General features: G+C 34.3%; 18 protein-coding genes. 10 read left to right on the top strand and 8 right to left on the bottom strand.

Going from position 1 to position 16,437, the window contains the following annotated elements; genetic code table 11:
• Nucleotides 1-2 precede the first annotated feature (2 nt).
• The 7 genes from ABW637_RS17880 to ABW637_RS17850 form a co-directional block, all read right to left on the bottom strand.
• Nucleotides 3-3,062, bottom strand: a complete 3,060-nt coding sequence (locus tag ABW637_RS17880) for a SusC/RagA family TonB-linked outer membrane protein (RefSeq protein WP_367586091.1) — start codon at nt 3,060-3,062, stop codon at nt 3-5.
• Nucleotides 3,063-3,466: 404 nt separating this feature from the next.
• Entirely contained in the window at nt 3,467-4,087 is a 621-nt protein-coding gene (locus ABW637_RS17875; RefSeq protein ID WP_367586090.1) for an SRPBCC family protein, read from the bottom strand.
• A 74-nt stretch (nt 4,088-4,161) separates the two neighbouring features.
• Nucleotides 4,162-4,758, bottom strand: a complete 597-nt coding sequence (locus tag ABW637_RS17870) for a DinB family protein (protein ID WP_367586089.1) — start codon at nt 4,756-4,758, stop codon at nt 4,162-4,164.
• A 20-nt stretch (nt 4,759-4,778) separates the two neighbouring features.
• Nucleotides 4,779-5,282 carry an SRPBCC family protein gene (locus ABW637_RS17865; RefSeq protein WP_367586088.1) on the bottom strand — a complete coding sequence of 168 codons (504 nt, stop codon included), beginning with the start codon at nt 5,280-5,282 and terminating at the stop codon, nt 4,779-4,781.
• Between the two features lie 112 nt (nt 5,283-5,394).
• Nucleotides 5,395-5,793 (bottom strand): putative quinol monooxygenase, encoded by a 399-nt coding sequence (locus ABW637_RS17860; RefSeq protein WP_367586087.1) that lies wholly within the window; start codon nt 5,791-5,793, stop codon nt 5,395-5,397.
• Nucleotides 5,794-5,868: 75 nt separating this feature from the next.
• Nucleotides 5,869-6,735 carry a helix-turn-helix domain-containing protein gene (locus ABW637_RS17855; protein ID WP_367586086.1) on the bottom strand — a complete coding sequence of 289 codons (867 nt, stop codon included), beginning with the start codon at nt 6,733-6,735 and terminating at the stop codon, nt 5,869-5,871.
• A gap of 41 nt (nt 6,736-6,776) precedes the next feature.
• Nucleotides 6,777-7,655 (bottom strand): RNA polymerase sigma factor, encoded by an 879-nt coding sequence (locus ABW637_RS17850; protein ID WP_367586085.1) that lies wholly within the window; start codon nt 7,653-7,655, stop codon nt 6,777-6,779.
• A 247-nt stretch (nt 7,656-7,902) separates the two neighbouring features.
• Between ABW637_RS17850 and ABW637_RS17845 the strand changes: the two genes are divergently transcribed.
• The 10 genes from ABW637_RS17845 to ABW637_RS17800 all read left to right on the top strand — a co-directional run bounded on the left by ABW637_RS17845 (nt 7,903) and on the right by ABW637_RS17800 (nt 15,410).
• Nucleotides 7,903-8,778 carry a DUF6503 family protein gene (locus ABW637_RS17845; RefSeq protein ID WP_367586084.1) on the top strand — a complete coding sequence of 292 codons (876 nt, stop codon included), beginning with the start codon at nt 7,903-7,905 and terminating at the stop codon, nt 8,776-8,778.
• A gap of 311 nt (nt 8,779-9,089) precedes the next feature.
• Nucleotides 9,090-9,950: a phosphatidylserine decarboxylase gene (locus tag ABW637_RS17840; RefSeq protein ID WP_367586083.1), complete on the top strand. Its 861-nt coding sequence runs from the start codon at nt 9,090-9,092 to the stop codon at nt 9,948-9,950.
• A 90-nt stretch (nt 9,951-10,040) separates the two neighbouring features.
• A complete protein-coding gene (locus ABW637_RS17835) occupies nt 10,041-10,550 on the top strand; it encodes an SRPBCC family protein (protein ID WP_367586082.1) in 510 nt (169 codons plus the stop codon).
• Between the two features lie 74 nt (nt 10,551-10,624).
• Nucleotides 10,625-11,356, top strand: a complete 732-nt coding sequence (locus ABW637_RS17830; RefSeq protein WP_367586081.1) for an alpha/beta hydrolase — start codon at nt 10,625-10,627, stop codon at nt 11,354-11,356.
• Between the two features lie 74 nt (nt 11,357-11,430).
• Complete coding sequence (locus ABW637_RS17825) at nt 11,431-11,961, top strand: DinB family protein (RefSeq protein ID WP_367586080.1); 531 nt, start codon at nt 11,431-11,433, stop codon at nt 11,959-11,961.
• A gap of 67 nt (nt 11,962-12,028) precedes the next feature.
• On the top strand, nt 12,029-12,904 hold the full coding sequence (locus ABW637_RS17820) for an RNA polymerase sigma factor (protein WP_367586079.1): 876 nt from the start codon (nt 12,029-12,031) through the stop codon (nt 12,902-12,904).
• A 118-nt stretch (nt 12,905-13,022) separates the two neighbouring features.
• Nucleotides 13,023-13,631: an SRPBCC family protein gene (locus ABW637_RS17815; protein WP_367586078.1), complete on the top strand. Its 609-nt coding sequence runs from the start codon at nt 13,023-13,025 to the stop codon at nt 13,629-13,631.
• Between the two features lie 40 nt (nt 13,632-13,671).
• Nucleotides 13,672-14,304 (top strand): hypothetical protein, encoded by a 633-nt coding sequence (locus ABW637_RS17810; RefSeq protein ID WP_367586077.1) that lies wholly within the window; start codon nt 13,672-13,674, stop codon nt 14,302-14,304.
• A gap of 18 nt (nt 14,305-14,322) precedes the next feature.
• Nucleotides 14,323-14,844: an SRPBCC family protein gene (locus ABW637_RS17805; RefSeq protein ID WP_367586076.1), complete on the top strand. Its 522-nt coding sequence runs from the start codon at nt 14,323-14,325 to the stop codon at nt 14,842-14,844.
• A 26-nt stretch (nt 14,845-14,870) separates the two neighbouring features.
• Nucleotides 14,871-15,410, top strand: a complete 540-nt coding sequence (locus tag ABW637_RS17800; RefSeq protein WP_367586075.1) for a DUF2911 domain-containing protein — start codon at nt 14,871-14,873, stop codon at nt 15,408-15,410.
• A 184-nt stretch (nt 15,411-15,594) separates the two neighbouring features.
• Here the strand turns inward: ABW637_RS17800 and ABW637_RS17795 are convergent, their stop codons facing one another.
• On the bottom strand, nt 15,595-16,437 hold the full coding sequence (locus ABW637_RS17795; RefSeq protein WP_367586074.1) for a helix-turn-helix domain-containing protein: 843 nt from the start codon (nt 16,435-16,437) through the stop codon (nt 15,595-15,597).

Below are 16,437 nucleotides of genomic sequence, written 5' to 3'. Positions count from 1 at the left end.
TTTTAAAAATTAAAATTAAAACCTAGTAAAAAGTTACGTGATTGCGGGAAAAACCCTTGATCAATCCCTATATTTAAAGGGCTAGCTGAATTATTTTGTCCAATCTCTGGATCTAATCCAGAATATTTAGTTAATGTAAATAAGTTCTGACCCGAAACATAAACTCTTACAGATGATGCGCCTATTGACTTAACTGCTGATTCAGGAATGGTATATCCTAAAGTTACATTCTTCAATTTCATATAAGAACCATCTTTTACATGAAAATCGGATATCAACTGTTCTCCATTTGTTGAAGTAGTGGCTGCAATATTTCTTGGAGTATCGGATTCTTCTATATATGATGAAGGTCTATTTGTACCCACGGCATCATATCGAATTGTAGCATCGAAAATATCATTACCGACAGTTCCAGACATGAATGCAGAAAAATCTAATCCCTTATAATCAAAACCAAGATTTACTCCAAAGGTGAAATCAGGATTAGGATTTCCTATAATTGTTCTATCATCTGCGTCTGGAGTTAATTTATTATTACCGCTACCATCCATATCTGCAAAGATTAGATTACCTGCAGCATCTCTGCCTTCGACAACAAATCCAAAAAAGCTAGCAATAGGGTCTCCCACTCTAGTTCTAGAAATTGTTCCTTGAAATTGTTGTGCCTGAGCATTATCTATGAAAGAAGTTTCACCTAAACTTGTTACTTCATTTTCGTTAAATCCGAGGTTTACACTAGCATTCCAAGAAAATCCACTGGCATAGGTATCTCTCCAGGATACTATAAATTCATAACCTTTATTCTCGATATCACCTGTATTCTCTACAGAAGGGTTAACACCAGAAGTTAAAGGTGTAGTCGCTTGTAACAAAATACCGCTAGTTTCTTTCACATAATAATCTGCAGTAAAGCCAAGTTTATTATTAAATGCATTGATATCGAGCCCTACATTGAGTTGCGTAATTTCTTCCCATTGCAGGTTTGGATTAGATAACCCTGTTAATACAATCGCCGGTTGACCTGCATAAGCCGATCGGTTGTTTACAGACGCTTTGTAAGCCAATGCTCTAGGAGATCCATCATTACCACTCACTCCCCAACTTCCTCTAATTTTAAGAAGATTTACGTTATTGCTATCTTCTAAGAAACGTTCTTCAGAGATTACCCAACCTGCTGATACAGCTGGAAACCAGCCCGAACGTTTATTGGGTCCAAAATTAGAAGATTGATCATTTCTTATAACCGCACTAAGTAAATATTTATCGTTATAATTATAATCAACTTTTCCAAAATAGGATTGCAATCCTAAAGGTATAGATGAACCTGCTGTTATTGTAGCATCAGCATTATTTTCAACAGATAAAGCAAAATTGACACTTTCGAAATCATTTACAAAAAATGGTCCTGGAGTTCTTACCGTTGGGCCACCAATAAATTTAGTATCCACAACTTCATAACCTGCAAGAGCACTTAAATAATGATACTTTTGTGCCAGTTTTGGGAAAGAATATTCTGCTGTTCCTCCATATTGTCTTGTAATACCTTTATTCAATACTTCTTGATAAAACACATTGGTTGTGGTATCATATTCTTGATTTTCTTGAAGTATTAGCGGTAAAAAAGATCGATTAAAAATAGATGCACTAAATGCTCCATAATTCCCTTTGATTTTTAGATTATCAATAGGTTTCCAATCCAAAGAAACTGATAGATTTAGAATATCCTGAACGGTTTGTGAGTCCAGTAATGCCAGGGAGAATAATGGATTTTGTACTGCACCAAGGCTGTTTAGTGGCACTCCGTTTGCAGTTGGACTACTATTTTGTAACCCAGGGTTGAAAAAATTACCTTGCTCATCATATGCAGGATAAATTGGAGGCAATGCATTAATAAAGCTACTTATACCGACTCCTGCCCCACCATTGTTTTGGGAAACATTATACCGTTCTTGTTTCTGATATTGAGCCACAACATTAAAACTTAACCGATCTGTTATATCTCCATCAAACGCACCTCTAATATTTCTTCTATTAAATTCGGCTTTGTTATCCCCTCCAAGAATACCTTCTTGTCCAAAATGACCACCAGAAACTGCATAAGCTACTTTTTCTCCTCCTCCTACTACTGAAGCATATATATCCTGGATAGGCGCATCGTTAAACAACACATCATACCAATCTGTATCTGGTAGTGCTTGGCGTTCTGCATCTGTAAATTCACCTCTGAAACCGGCTGCCAAATTTCCTCCGGCTGCCGCAACACCTTCATTATAGTATTGTACATATTGATCTCTATTCATTAAATCAGGTTTGTTTGCCAAACTCTGAATACCATAATAGCCTCGAATTGAGACTTCTGGTTTTGAACTTCTCTTTTTTCCTCTTAACGTTTCAATCAAAACTACACCATTACCACCTCTAGAACCATAAATAGCACTAGATGCAGCATCTTTAAGCACTGTTTGAGACTTGATGTCATTAGGGTTTAAAAATGTTAAGCTAGGCACCTGAACTCCATCAACTATATAAAGAGGATCTGAATTATTAGGTGTCCCGATTCCTCTTACTCTAACGGTCTGAGGAGATCCTGGAGATCCTGAATTCTGCTGTACCACTACCCCAGGCACCGTTCCTTGTAATGCAGATTCTGCTTGAGATATGGGCAATTGTTTTATGACGTCGGGATCTACTGTTGCGATTGCAGTGGTCAACGTTTTCTTGTTTTGAACCTGACCATATCCCAAAATTACTACTTCATCTAGAGCCTGAGAATCAGAAAGTAATGAAACATTTATCGTTGTTTTCCCAGAAACTGGAATTTCCTGGGTTTGAAAGCCTAAGTAACTAAATACCAAAATTGCATCTTTTGATACATCATTGACCGAATAATTTCCATCAAAATCTGTAGATGCTCCATTAGTCGTTCCTTTAACAATTACATTTACTCCTGGAACCGGAATCCCATCTTCTCCAGTAACTATTCCCGAAACACTTTGTGAATAAGTGTTACTTACCATCAAAACGATCCCAATAAAAAGAATCTTTAGTAAGTTATTTTTCATACTGACTGTTTTAAATTATTAATTGATTGTTTTTGTTTGTTCTTGTGAATTTTAATGGTTCTAAATTAATTTTTTATGAGATTTCATTCAAAAAAAGTACGGTTTACACATAAATAGAAGGCTTTCAAAAACACGATTAAGAAAATTTATTTTCTTCAAATAAAAATCATAAACAACTGTTTAATAGATCTTTATATTCCAAAAAAGAAAAATTATTCTTTTTTTCGCAAACGTTTAAGTAAATAATAGTCTTTATAAAACACCGAAAGTTCATAAACAGGACTAGTTCAAAAAAAAGGGAAAGGATATAATTGGTAATCATTATCATTGTCGTCACTCAAACAAAAAAAACTCGCAAATACATGCGAGTCATTTTTTAATTAAATCTTTAGATTTTTGGTATACTATCTGGTTTTTACTACGGTTGCTTTCGGGTATTTCTTTTTAACTTCTTTGTATTTCCCATTTTCAGCATTTACCTTTTCACCGGTTTCTACATAATGTTTTAGACCTACTAAAGTACCGGCTAGAGTTTTACGAAAACTGCCTTTTGCAATTGCCCCCATAAAAGCTGGTTTGGTCCTGAACTGAAATTCATAAGACGCTGTAGAAGTTCCATCTCCATTATCTTTTACACGATAGAAAGCCTGAGAGTTATCCATATCTAAAGGAAATTTTTCTGCATCTATTACAATATTACGCATCACCATGGCTGAATTATCAATATCCACAATACGCTCATGAGTCCAACGAGATCCCTTTTCATTAAAACTACATTTGCGTTGTGCTCCCTTTTCTCCTTTTATTGAACCGCTTATATAATTTGAGGCATAGATATAAGGTGAGAAATTGGCTATTTCTCCATAATCTAAAACCATGGCTTCCCATACTTTTTCTGCGGGCGCATTAATTTTGGTCTCTACTTTTAGTGTTCTGTACTTTTTTGACATGCTCTGAGAGAATCCTGAGGTGCTAAATATTGCCAATACAATACCTGCAACCAACATTTTTATTGTTGTTTTCATAATTCCGTTATTTATTATTTGATATTTCTTTTCTAAAATGTGCACTTCGACAAGCTTAGTGTCACACTTTGTTTTTATTGATAACTAAATGATGATTTTCCTAAGAACTTTCGGTATAACCCAATTTGCCCGAATTCATATCCCAGATGATGCATTTGGAAAGCATACAAACCTCTCATGGTTTGCTCGGGAAAAGGGATTGGAAATGGGGCCTTTGCCTCCAACTGTTCTTGAGTCAATTTACCAAGTGCTTCAGAAATTTTGGGAGATAAAGCATCCCAGTCTGATTTCATTTTTGATAATGATGGATACTTAGCCTTAGGGTCAAATTTGCTTCCAAATGCAAATTGTTCTGCATATGGATTTTGAGTCTCCAACCCTAATAACATAGAAAGGTTATATTGAATGTCGAGCGTATGTCCTGCTATCCAAGCCAAACTATTTGCATTATTAATTCGTTTATTTGCTTCGGTATCGGTTATGCCGTCTAGATTTTTTGAAAACAAACCTGCATGCAGATCATATTGAGATTTTAAAACTTGTATATCCATGGGTTTATAGATTTCTTTGATTACTTCTTTTTCAACAATTTTCGGTTCTTTTGTTTGTGTATTGCACGATATAGTACTCATTATTACCAGTAACAATAGTTTAATTTGAATTGACTTCATTATTTATACATTTTAGAGTTTTAGAAAGCTTTGGCTGGATGTTTTTTAAAGTATCTTATATCAGATTTGATCTTGGCAACAGTTTGTTTACCCGTTTCAACAAAATATCTGAGATCAACCAATGTTTGAATGATATCTTTTTTCATCTTTGGTACTATCATCCAGCTCATTAGTGCTTTTGGAACCGGGGCTAGCTCTATCTCCAAATCAATGGAAACTTCTGAGGTATTCACACTTTTAGGGTAAACTTTCCAGGTATTTTTCGCTTTTCTCATCATTGATGGGAGTCCATCTGCATGATAAGTGTAGGTCATATTTTTCTCATCTACATTATCCACTATTTCACTAATTTCTCCCCAGGTCGAATGGCAGCTACGCCCATTATATTCAGAATCGGGCACCTTCCTTTTTTCAGAATGGTTTACGGTACTGGCCCAATCACAGGCTCGATCATATTGATCCCAAAGCACTTCCCATATCTTCTGGTCAGGTGCTTCTACACTAATGGTTTGTTGAATTTTCATAATACTATACTTTATGTTTACAACTTAGATGTAGGAAAGAAAGAACTGTGACGACTTGGTATAAAAAAACCCGAACTATCTGTTCGGGCTTTATATAATGTCAATAATCAATTCACAAAGAATTATAAGGTTTTAAAAACTGCACCTCAGGAGGTTTAGAAAGCATCCCATTTATGTTTTTTTGATAAGCTTGAAAATCGGGATTCGCATTCGTTTTTTGCATAAAGACTCCTGGATTTTCTTCTTTCCAAACCTCATAGAGTATAATAATATTAGGATCATCTACATCTTCGTGAAATGCTACGGAGACAAAATTAGACTGTTTTGCTAATTTATTCAAAAGGGTATGCAACTCCTTTTTGAAGGCTTCTTTTTTACCTGCAGTAGGGTAAAATTTTAAAATCAAAGCTAGTTTTGGCTCATCTGCTGTTTGTGCTTTTGTTGTCATACAAGAAATACATAGTGTTGCAATGAAAAAACATTGTAACATCATTTTTAAATAATTGTTCATACTGTTTTAGTTTATACACTTCGATTTTTTATCAAAATCAACATGTGTAAAATTAAAATACAGCCTTAATAAAGCTTATTCTGTAGTGTTCAATTTGTGTTCTGTGAGGTTCAATTTGAAAGAGGTAGGTGTCTCCCCAAAGCTTTTCTTAAACTTTTTGGAAAAATGGCTTGTAGTTTTAAAACCACACTTAAATGCAATTTCCGAAATCGAGTCATTAGAGTTTTCTAGCAAATGTTTCGCTTTATTAAGTCTCTTCTTCCATAAATGAGAGGCTGGTGTGGTGTGGTATTCTTTTTCAAAATGTCGTTTGAAAGAAGACAGACTCAAATTGGTAAGGTGAGATAACTCTCTTAAAGTAAGGTCAGAATATATATGTGTTTCAATTACTTCTCTAAAACTTTTAGTTCCTGGGTCAAAAAGTTGCTGTAAAATCTGTTTTACCTTGTCCGCTTGTTTTGTTTGCAGCAAGAGTAATACCATTTCTTTAATTTTCAAACCTAGTATTTCTTCGGTTATCAAATGTCTATTCTTAAAATAATATTGTATCTGTTCAAAATAACTATCAATAAGAAATGATCCCTCCAGTTTTGCAGTGGTTTGAAGCATCTTTTGATTCTTGTTCCAGGAAAATAAGGATAGATCATTTTGAGAAACATATTTAAGTATTTCTGGATGAAACCGAACCGATAATGCTTCAAACATTCCCGTTTTCATATCGGGTATCATATTCCCCACATACATTCCCTGAAGCACAACAGATTCGCCTTTACCAATAAATAGCTTATCACTTTCAGAAAACACCCAACATTCTCCTTCTTTAACATGTAATAGATATGCCTCCTCTAGCGTGGTAGCAGCAGTTCTAGTTGTAGGTTTAGCTATTACCTGTCCGAAAACCACTTTGTCCAGAAGGAATATTTTATTGTATACAAGTATCATCTATTTCCTCTTGTTTTGAGAATCTATCTAATATAATACTTTCAATTAAGATTCATTAGATTTTTGATATGCTCGTCATTAACAATATCCTCCAAAAAGGTTTTTTTATCAAAATTCTTTCTATAAGGAAGTTCTTGGTAGAGTTCGCTGTATTTTTCGTCAACGTAATCCAGCATTTTATCTGCTTTGGGCCTCAATATATTTCTAAACTTTGAATACTCTAAACGGTTAAAAAGCAGGTTTTTACTATCTATAGCCTTACCTTTGATAGCATAGGTTACTTTTTTGTGACAACGGCATGGATTACTCTTATTCACCAAACCACACTTATCATTCATAAAGTTAAATATATCTGCCCTTGCACGAGATAATCTTTTTCTAAAATTATCCTTAGATATTCCTAAAATTTCAGAACCGATCGTATGATCTGCGTTAAACATCTCTCCAAGAATAAATGTCAATCGTTGTTCTTTGGTTAAGCACAATAGCATCCCACTCATACACATATAGTTCATTTCCCGTATTACTTGTTTGTTTTCTTTCTGTTCTAATTCTGTAAGCGGTACCTCTGGAGTATTATCCAAGGCCTGCTCCATAGCATCAAAACTACTAAGAACAGTACCCGAAGTCTTACGTTTGGTCATTAAAAAATGATTTGCAACGATTCTATATAACCAAGTCCTGAAAGAACTTTTTCCTTCAAATTGAGAAAGTTTGGTAATGATCTTGATATTTACTTCTTGTGTGAGATCTTCGGCATCGGTTGGATTTCGCACCATCTTCCATGCAATATTATATATGTATGGTTGATGTTTTAAAATTAATGTTTCTAATGACTTTTTATTGCCCGATTTAACTTCATTCACTAGTTGCAGGTCCGTAATATCGCCTTTATATTGTTTTAAAAATGGGTTTTCCATGATACACCTTTTTTTACTTAGATGCGATATTTTTGAATGTGTGACAAGTTTAAAGGTACTTATTTTTAGACATATAATATTGCTTATTGATTTTTGAATTTGGAAACGAAATTAGGCCTCATTATTCTTATGTTAAGAACTTTAATTATTGCATTGATTTTGATACCTTTAATAAGGTCTTTTTTACAATTTCCTGTAATAAAAAAGAATATTAATAAAACAATATAACCTCTTAAACACCAACATCATGAAAATCACTCAAATTATCAAAACAACAGTACTAAGTTTATATTTAGTATTGATAAGCTGTAATCAGAAAAAAGAAAGCGATACGGAGACTGAAACCGAAAAAACAGAAGAAACAGCACCTCCTTCTCAAGAGAAAGAAATTACTTATGATATAAATAAACCTGAGACCATTATCCAGGCTGTAGCAGATGCATCTGGAAAGTGGAACAATCTCTGGAATCTCAAAGATGTAGAATACACCTATACGTATGAACAAGCTGACGGTAAAAAAGATGTATCTGTAGAACGTTATATTTTTGATGGAGAATATTCCTGGGGTAAATATACCACCCATCAGGTTAATGTTCTACCAGAAGGTGATCAACCAATTATCCAAAACTATGCAAAAGGTAAAGCTTCGGTAAGCATGGATGGTAAAGAAGTTACAGATGAAAAAGTAATTGGCAGTGCAGATTTCTTAAGACAAGTAAATTATTATTGGTTTACGATGAACTTTAAAATCGGTGATCCGGGAACCACGTATGAATATGTAGGACAAGAAACTGTAGGTGGAAAAGCTTATGATAAAGTTACCGTTACTTACGATCCTCAAAAAACAGGTAAAGAAGCCAATGATGCCTATATTTTATTTGTTAATCCAGAAACCAAACTTATCGATCAGTTCTATTTCTCTCTACCTGCCTGGGGGATTAATGAAACTGTGCTATTAATGAAAGTAAAGTACACCGAGATTGATGGTATACAAGTACCTACACATCGATACGCTTATATCCCTGATGATAAAGGCCAATTTCCTGAAGAACCTTCATTATCTGAAATTTCTACCGATGTCAAATTTAATAACGGATTTAAACCAGAAGATTTGAAAATATAATCCGTTTCAAAATATAAGTTAAATCATACACTAAACATGTCGAAGTTTTGGGGAATCCTTGTCAATCTTCGACATGATAAATTTTAAAACAATAGGCCAAAATTATATTTCAGCTTACCTAATTTTCTTAATCTTTTTTAGTCATTTTATCTTATTCTTCTCTATTTCATATCATAAGAAACTGAAATACAAACAGTCGCTTAATTTTAACATATTTTAGCTTATTTAAGAAGATTTTGGGGAATACCCTATTGACTTAGTATAGAAAAGTCCATACATTGAAATTTATTTCATTCATTAATCAAAAAATCATGTCCAAACAGATTCAAATTTCTTCACAATTTGATTATCAAATTGATGTTTCAGATCCCCCAAAAATTAAACACGTTTCATTATACGAGTTCTTTTCTCTAAAAATATGGGGTAGTTTACCAAGTCAATTTCAACGCTTCATCTCAAAAGTATATGCTACAATTTTCAACCTTAAAATATCTAGACATCTAATTAATCCATATTGCAAATTTCACTACGACGAGGATAATTATCTAGATCAATTTACACCTCCGTTTGGTAAAACCGAATACCATACGTTTCAAGATTTTTTTATACGAAAATTCAAAGAACTTCCTACGGTAAGTTCTAAACACATTTGGCCCTGCGAGGGGGTGTTATGCGATATCGATCATGTACATAAGATCCGGAAAACAAATGTAAAAGGAGATATAAGATCGGTTCATCAAATCTTCGGAATAGACGAGCAGGTAATTAATAAGGATCATGTTTTTACTAATGTGTTCTTGCACAATAAGAATTACCACAGAATACACGCCCCAGTTGACGGAGTGATTACTCGGGTGCAATATATTCAGGGAGACTTAGTCATTTTACGTCCATGGTTTTATAAAAATAACCCTTCTATCCCTGCATTTAGGAATGAGCGAATTAATATTGACATCAAAGACAATAACGATAGGATATGGCACTTATCTATTGTTGGCGGTCCAGCAGTGGGTACAATTGAACTACCAAAAAATATAAAACTCGATGCTAAAGTTTCGATGCTAGATGAAATTGCGCTATTTTATTTGGGTTCTACCTGTTGTATGATTTCTCCTGAAATGCCTAAACATCACTTTAAAAACAGTTTGGTGTACATGGGAGCAGAATACTAATGTTTAACATTGAAAAATATTATTTGGTTGTCACACCTTACTTATTTCTGAATCTAAAAGAGTAATTAGTAACTTTTAAAAACATAGATCATGAAATTAGTAAAATTAATAAGCTTTGCGGCTGTGGCCATGTTTGGTTTTACACAAATCAATGCACAAAAAGCAAATGCCAAGGTAACGTTGACCAGAGTAGTAGAAACTTCTGCCGATAACGTATGGGGGAAACTAAGACAAATGGATGATATTGACAAATATTCGTCTGCTGTTGCCAATGTAAAATGGACAGGGAATCATGGGATTGGTGGACAGCGTGTTTGTACAACTCCCGACGGAAAAGGGTATTTTAAAGAAAGTATAGTAGGATTTGATGATCTTGGTAGAACGTATACCTATGCACTTCTGGAAGGTGTTCCGGTAAAAGGAATGGTCAACAATTTCAAAGTAGTCGATCTGGGGTACAAAAAATCTATGATTGTTTGGACCAGTAGCTACGAGCAGTTTATGAAAAACCCCCAGATGACTGAAGAGCAGTTTTTAGGATTCTTGAACCAATCAGCAGGTGAGATGATTAGCAATATTGCTGTTGCAGCGTCGAAATAACGTGTTACTTAGTACATTTAGAGAGATGCTTGAAAAGTATATTTTCAAGCATCTTTAATCAAAACTATACTACAATGAAATGCTTTTTTGTGCTATTATGTCCATTTTTTATTTGTTTTACTTCTCTATCGCAGGAGCAATCTACAGTGATTACCAGTAAACGATTATCAAAAAACATAACTGTCATCTCTTATGACACCGATTCTAGGAATAAAAACAAGCCTATTGTATATGTTACAGATGGTAAAAAGTTTATAAAGAATGGAAGCTTAAACATTATTAAAAAGCTGTCTAAGGAAGAAAAAATCCCAAAAGCATTTTATGTGTTTGTAAGTACTATTGATCCAAAAACAGGGAAAGACAATCGCAATAATTACTTTTTTAATAACCCAAAATATTTGGCCTTTTTTGAAGAGGAGCTGCTTCCAACTATCGAAAAATCCATGGGTCAAACTTTTAATCCCGAAGATCGATCGTTGATAGGGATTTCCTTTGGCGGGCTGAATGGAGCTTATTTTTCTGCAAAGTCTGCTGCTTTTAAGAACTTTGGATTGCTTTCTCCGGTTATCTATCCCAAAAAAGAGGAGTTAATGAAAGATATTACCTTTTCTAAAAATAAAAACCTCAACATTTTTCTTTCTACAGGTATTAATGATGCCGAAAGTTATTTTAAAGATTTGAAAGCCATATATACTTCTAAAAAGTATACTATCAAAACTCTTGAAACAAAGGGAGGACATGATTTTAAAAATTGGAACGGGCAGTTAGAAGTAATGTTAGGTTTTCTCTTAAAACAACACCAATGAAAACTATCACATTAGTGTGCATTTGTCTTACTTTGGCCTTCTGCCAGGGACAAACACCAAAAAAAACATCTGAAATGAAAAATCAAATATACTTGAACACCATACCTGACAATGAGTACAGCCAAGCCATTTCTTATTATTCAAATAAATCGTATAAAGGAGAGACACTCACCGAAGTTTTTGAAAACACAACACAAGAGATGATATCCTTTATTAAAAACATACCAAAAGATAAATTTGGGTACAGATACGGTTCTGGTAAATGGACGATTCGTGAAGTAATACAGCACATCATTTCTTATGAACAAATTATGAGTGAACGTGCCCAGATTGTGGCAGGCCGCAATATTGAGCAAAAACACACGATTTATTACAATCAATCTACTACAGTAGCTCCTGCCAAAGACAAAACAAAAATAGAATTGCTAGAAGAATTTCGTAATGTGAGAACCAAAACCCAGGAACTATTTGAAAATTTCAGTCAACAAGAATTGATCGTCCTTGGTACTCTTGATGGTTTTAAAACTTCTGTACGTATGATTGGTATGTGTATCTCGGGGCATCAAAAACATCATTTTGAAGTGATAAAAGAACGTTATTTGTAATATAAATTTTTATAAATTAATCTTTCACACCTACTAATCTTTGTTGTCCAAATAGATAAACAACCATATGAATCCATTCTCAAAATCATACGTATCGGATAGTAGCGACGAAGAGCTAATCAAAAATTCCTTAAAAGGTGATGGCAACGCATTGGATGAATTACTGCGTAAACATCAACCATATATTTATAATGTTGCATGGAAAATGGTTCAAGACCCCAATGACGCTGCAGATTTGACCCAGGAGGCAATGCTTAAAATTGTTACGCATCTAAGTAAGTTTAAATTCAATAGCACCTTTAGAACTTGGGCATACCGCATAGTGGTAAATCACTTCCTCAATGAAAAAAAGAAACATTGTGAAGAAAGACTAACCGGCTTTGATGATATGGCCTACGCTCTGGATTCTATACCAAATCATGATATGAGTGAGGTAGAGCAAAAGGAATCTCGAGAATTGGTGAAGGAAATGAATTATAGTTGTATTTCGGGAATGCTCCTATGTCTTACACGTGAACAACGGCTTATCTTTATTATTGGTGAAATGATGGGTGGTGATCATATTATAGGTTCAGAAATTATGCAAATTAGCAAGGATAATTTTCGAGCTAAACTAAGTAAGGCTCGCAAAGACCTTTACACCTTTATGCAAAATAAATGTGGATTAGTGAACAAATCCAACCCCTGTCGGTGTCATAAAAAAGTAAAGGTTGCAGTAGATATGGAAGTAATAAATGCTAAAGATTTGCTTTTCAACAAGAAAGAATATGTGCGATTTCAAAACTTCATAAAAGAAGATGCCGATTTTATGATTGATGAAATGGACAAACGATATGCCGAATTGTATCAAAATTTAACCTTCAAAGAAGATTTTGATCGTAAATCCTTTATAACCAAAGTCATTGAGAATTCTAATTGGAAATCAAAATTGAACCTTAATTAATAGTAATTAGATCCAAAACAAAAAGCGAGGCAGTTAATGTCTCGCTTTTTTTATTCAAAGTTTTCACACTTGCTTCTTAGTGTTGTCTAAACAGTATAAACAAATATTAAAAGTATCAATGAAGCTAATTTTAAAAAGAATAGGACTTGTCTTTGGTGGACTAATAGGAATAGTCTTATTGGCTTTTCTTTTTACATCTGGAAAAGTGAGTAAAGTCCAACTAAGTAAAACCATCTATATCGAAGTGCCAAAAGAAGAACTCTGGAAAATCACAGCTTTAGACTTTGGGGGCAACTCAAAATGGGATGCAGGAGTAAATGTTTCTGAAGGAAGAGGAAATGGGCTCAATGGGTCTGTTGTTGGCGAAAGGGCCTGTTATGTGGCGGTAGCGGGTATTGACAAGATTGTTGAACAATTTGTGGAGTATGATGCCGATAATTATAGGTTTAAATATACTGGTACGGAAGGAATGCCAGATATGTTGAAGTCTGGAACAAACGAATGGATACACAAGACCAAAGGTAATGGAACGCAAATGACGATGGTAGTAAATATGGAACTCCAAGGCTTAATGGGAATAATTATGAAAGAAACAATGGAAGAAGCGGTAAGCACCAGACTTGGAGAAGCTTTAGAAGAACTAAAAGTATTTGCAGAAACTGGTAAACCGCATCCCAGAAAAATAGCTGCTAATAAAAAGTATAAAGCAGAGCAAGCAAAAAAATAAAACTCAATCAAGGCTTTTACAAGCAATTAATTCTAACAAAATGAAAAATATATTTAAAACTTTATTGTGCTTAGCTCTATTATTGCAAATACGTCTTGGTTTTGGTCAATCATCAAGTAATACGGTAGGAATTCATTCTGAAGAGGAAATCAGAACTTCTAACCTAACCATTTACAACACAAAACCAAAAAATATATTTAACGCTTTGGTCTTTGATGGAGCACTCTCTCCTGGGTTTGAAACACGGATATGGGACCATAGTAAGTCTGACAAACGGGGTGAATTTGGTGTGGGTTCTGTAATGACTTGTACGTTCAAACAACCCGTAGTGCTAGTTCAAAGAATAGTAGCAGTAAATTATCCTAATTTTATAATTATTGAGGTAGACACGGAAAAAACAACGGTGCCATTTCCAGTAAAAAACTTCGAAGTAGTTCACTTCTTCAAAAAAGATTCAGGTGGAAAAACCCTACATATAATGAATAGCTATTTTGATTTTGATAATGCAAAACCTTTCCCCGGAGGAGAAATTGGATTCGAGAAATTTTTTACAATACAAATGAATGCCGGAGTAGATTTTGGCATAGCAAATTTGGGTGGTGAAGTACTTTTAAAAGGCAATCCAGAAGCTTATCCAGTAGATGTATCTCTTCCTGGACCTCCAAGCAACTAACTCTATAAAAAAACAACTATGCAACAAATTTCATTAAAAAAATCGATTCAAATTAATATCCCTAGGAAAGAACTATGGAGGATAACTGCACTAGATTTTGGCAATGTGCATAAATGGATCTCAGGTGTTAATGCTTCCGAAGGAAAAGGAAAAGGTATTAATGGGGCACCTTGCAATGAAAGAGTCTGTCAACCTAGTTATAAAGGCTTTAGTAAAACTAGTGAACAACTCATTGAATTTGACCCTGAAAATTACCGCTTTAAGTATCAAATAGTAAAGGGTATGCCTAAAATGGTTATAAGAGCTACTAATACCTGGACACACGAAGTAAAGAATAAAGGTACAGAAATAGCAATGGAGGTAGAGATGGTAACAAAAGGAGTTATGGGTTTATTAATGAAAGGAATGATGAAAAAGAATATGAATAAAATTTTAACAGAAGCTCTTGAAGAATTAAAAGTATATGCCGAAACTGGTGATACACACCCTAGAAAGAAAGCAACTCTTGCAAAATATAAAAAGGAAAAAAACAGAATCTAATTAAATAATTTAAACACGATCTTACCATGAAAAAATTAGTAATACTTTCACTTATCGTAGTGGCATTTTTAACAGCGCCACCTGTAATAGCTCAAAAGTTTACAGGACTTCAAAAAAGTCCTACTGATATTGCATATGCCAAAAAAGGATGGAAAGATAAACCCACTATCAAAGTAATCTATAGCCGTCCACAAAAAAATGGAAGGGTCATCTTTGGTAGCTTAGAGAAATATGGAAAGGTATGGCGCACCGGAGCCGATGAATCTACTGAAATTGAACTATTCCAAGATTACAAATTTGGAAGTAATACCATAAAAGCAGGTACATACTCTCTATTTACTATCCCTGGAGAAAAGGAATGGACTGTTATCCTTAATTCAGATTTGAATAGTTGGGGAGCATTTTCATATGAAGAAAGTAAAGATGTAGCTCGTATAAAAGTGCCTGTTAAAAAAAGTAAGAACGCCATAGAAGTGTTTAGTATTGTTTTTGAAGCCGCAGACCAAGGATATCATATGTTCTTAGGATGGGATGATACCATTGTAGAGGTTCCTTTTTACAATTAAGACGCTAATCCCTGAAACTTATCTTTTTAAAATGCAATGCCAGTTACCACTTTATCTTTTTAAGTATGATGGTTAAATGATTGATAAACTGGCATTGCTTCTTTGTGGAAGTTGAACATTATTTTATTTGGGTCATTAATTATGGTCTTCAAATAATTGATCTTTTAGCTTAAATATAACACTCTTATGCTCTGATATTTCTATAATCTTTGGGTGACAGCTCGTACTCTTTCCTGAAAGTCTTAGCAAAATATCCAGGATCACTATATCCACATTCATAGGCAATTGTCGAAACTCTTTTTGAGGTATTGGCTAACAAGTAAGTTGCTTGTTGCATGCGTTTGTTCTTGATATACCTTCCTGGAGTGTCACCTATCAGTTCCTTGAATTTTCTTTTGAAGGTTGAAATACTCATTTTGGCAAGGGAAGCCAATTCTACCAATGTTAAGTTTTCGAATAGATTGGCATCTACTATTTCTTTTAAAGTATACAACTCTTTGTTAAATAAGTTGTTCAATAGCTCAATTATTGGGTCAGAGTCCTTTGCATTAAGCAGTAACAAGGTAAGTTCTTTGATCTTCAGCATTACCAATTCATCAGTTACCAAAGTAGGGTTATCAAAATAAAAGAAAAGCCCCTCTAAAAACTTCTTTAGCAGCACATCAAGCTGTATCACTGCCGTTGTTCTTTCTTTATTCAAACGCTCCTGTATCTTACTCCCAATATCTGCGTTAATAGCAGACTGAATGATCTCAGGAAATAACCTAAGAATTACTACTTCGGCTACTTGATCTTGGGTTATACCATGCCATTTGTTAACATAAGTACCGCATTTCATTAATACCGCCTGATTTTTTCCAACCTGTGTTTTCCCGTCTACTCTATACAAGTTCCCTTGAGTCTGAATAGGAAATATAAAACAGGCTTCATTGGTCATATCAGCTGCAGCGACCAAAGGAGGACGAAAGGTAAAGTGACTAATTACCGCCTTGCCTCCAAGTTCCATATGTCGTTGTTTCAATATCAT

The sequence above is a fragment of the Aquimarina penaris genome, from assembly GCF_040786285.1.
GTDB lineage: Bacteria > Bacteroidota > Bacteroidia > Flavobacteriales > Flavobacteriaceae > Aquimarina.
The sequence above is the reverse complement of the archived record's forward strand: the minus strand, read 5'-3'. Positions and strand labels throughout refer to the sequence as shown.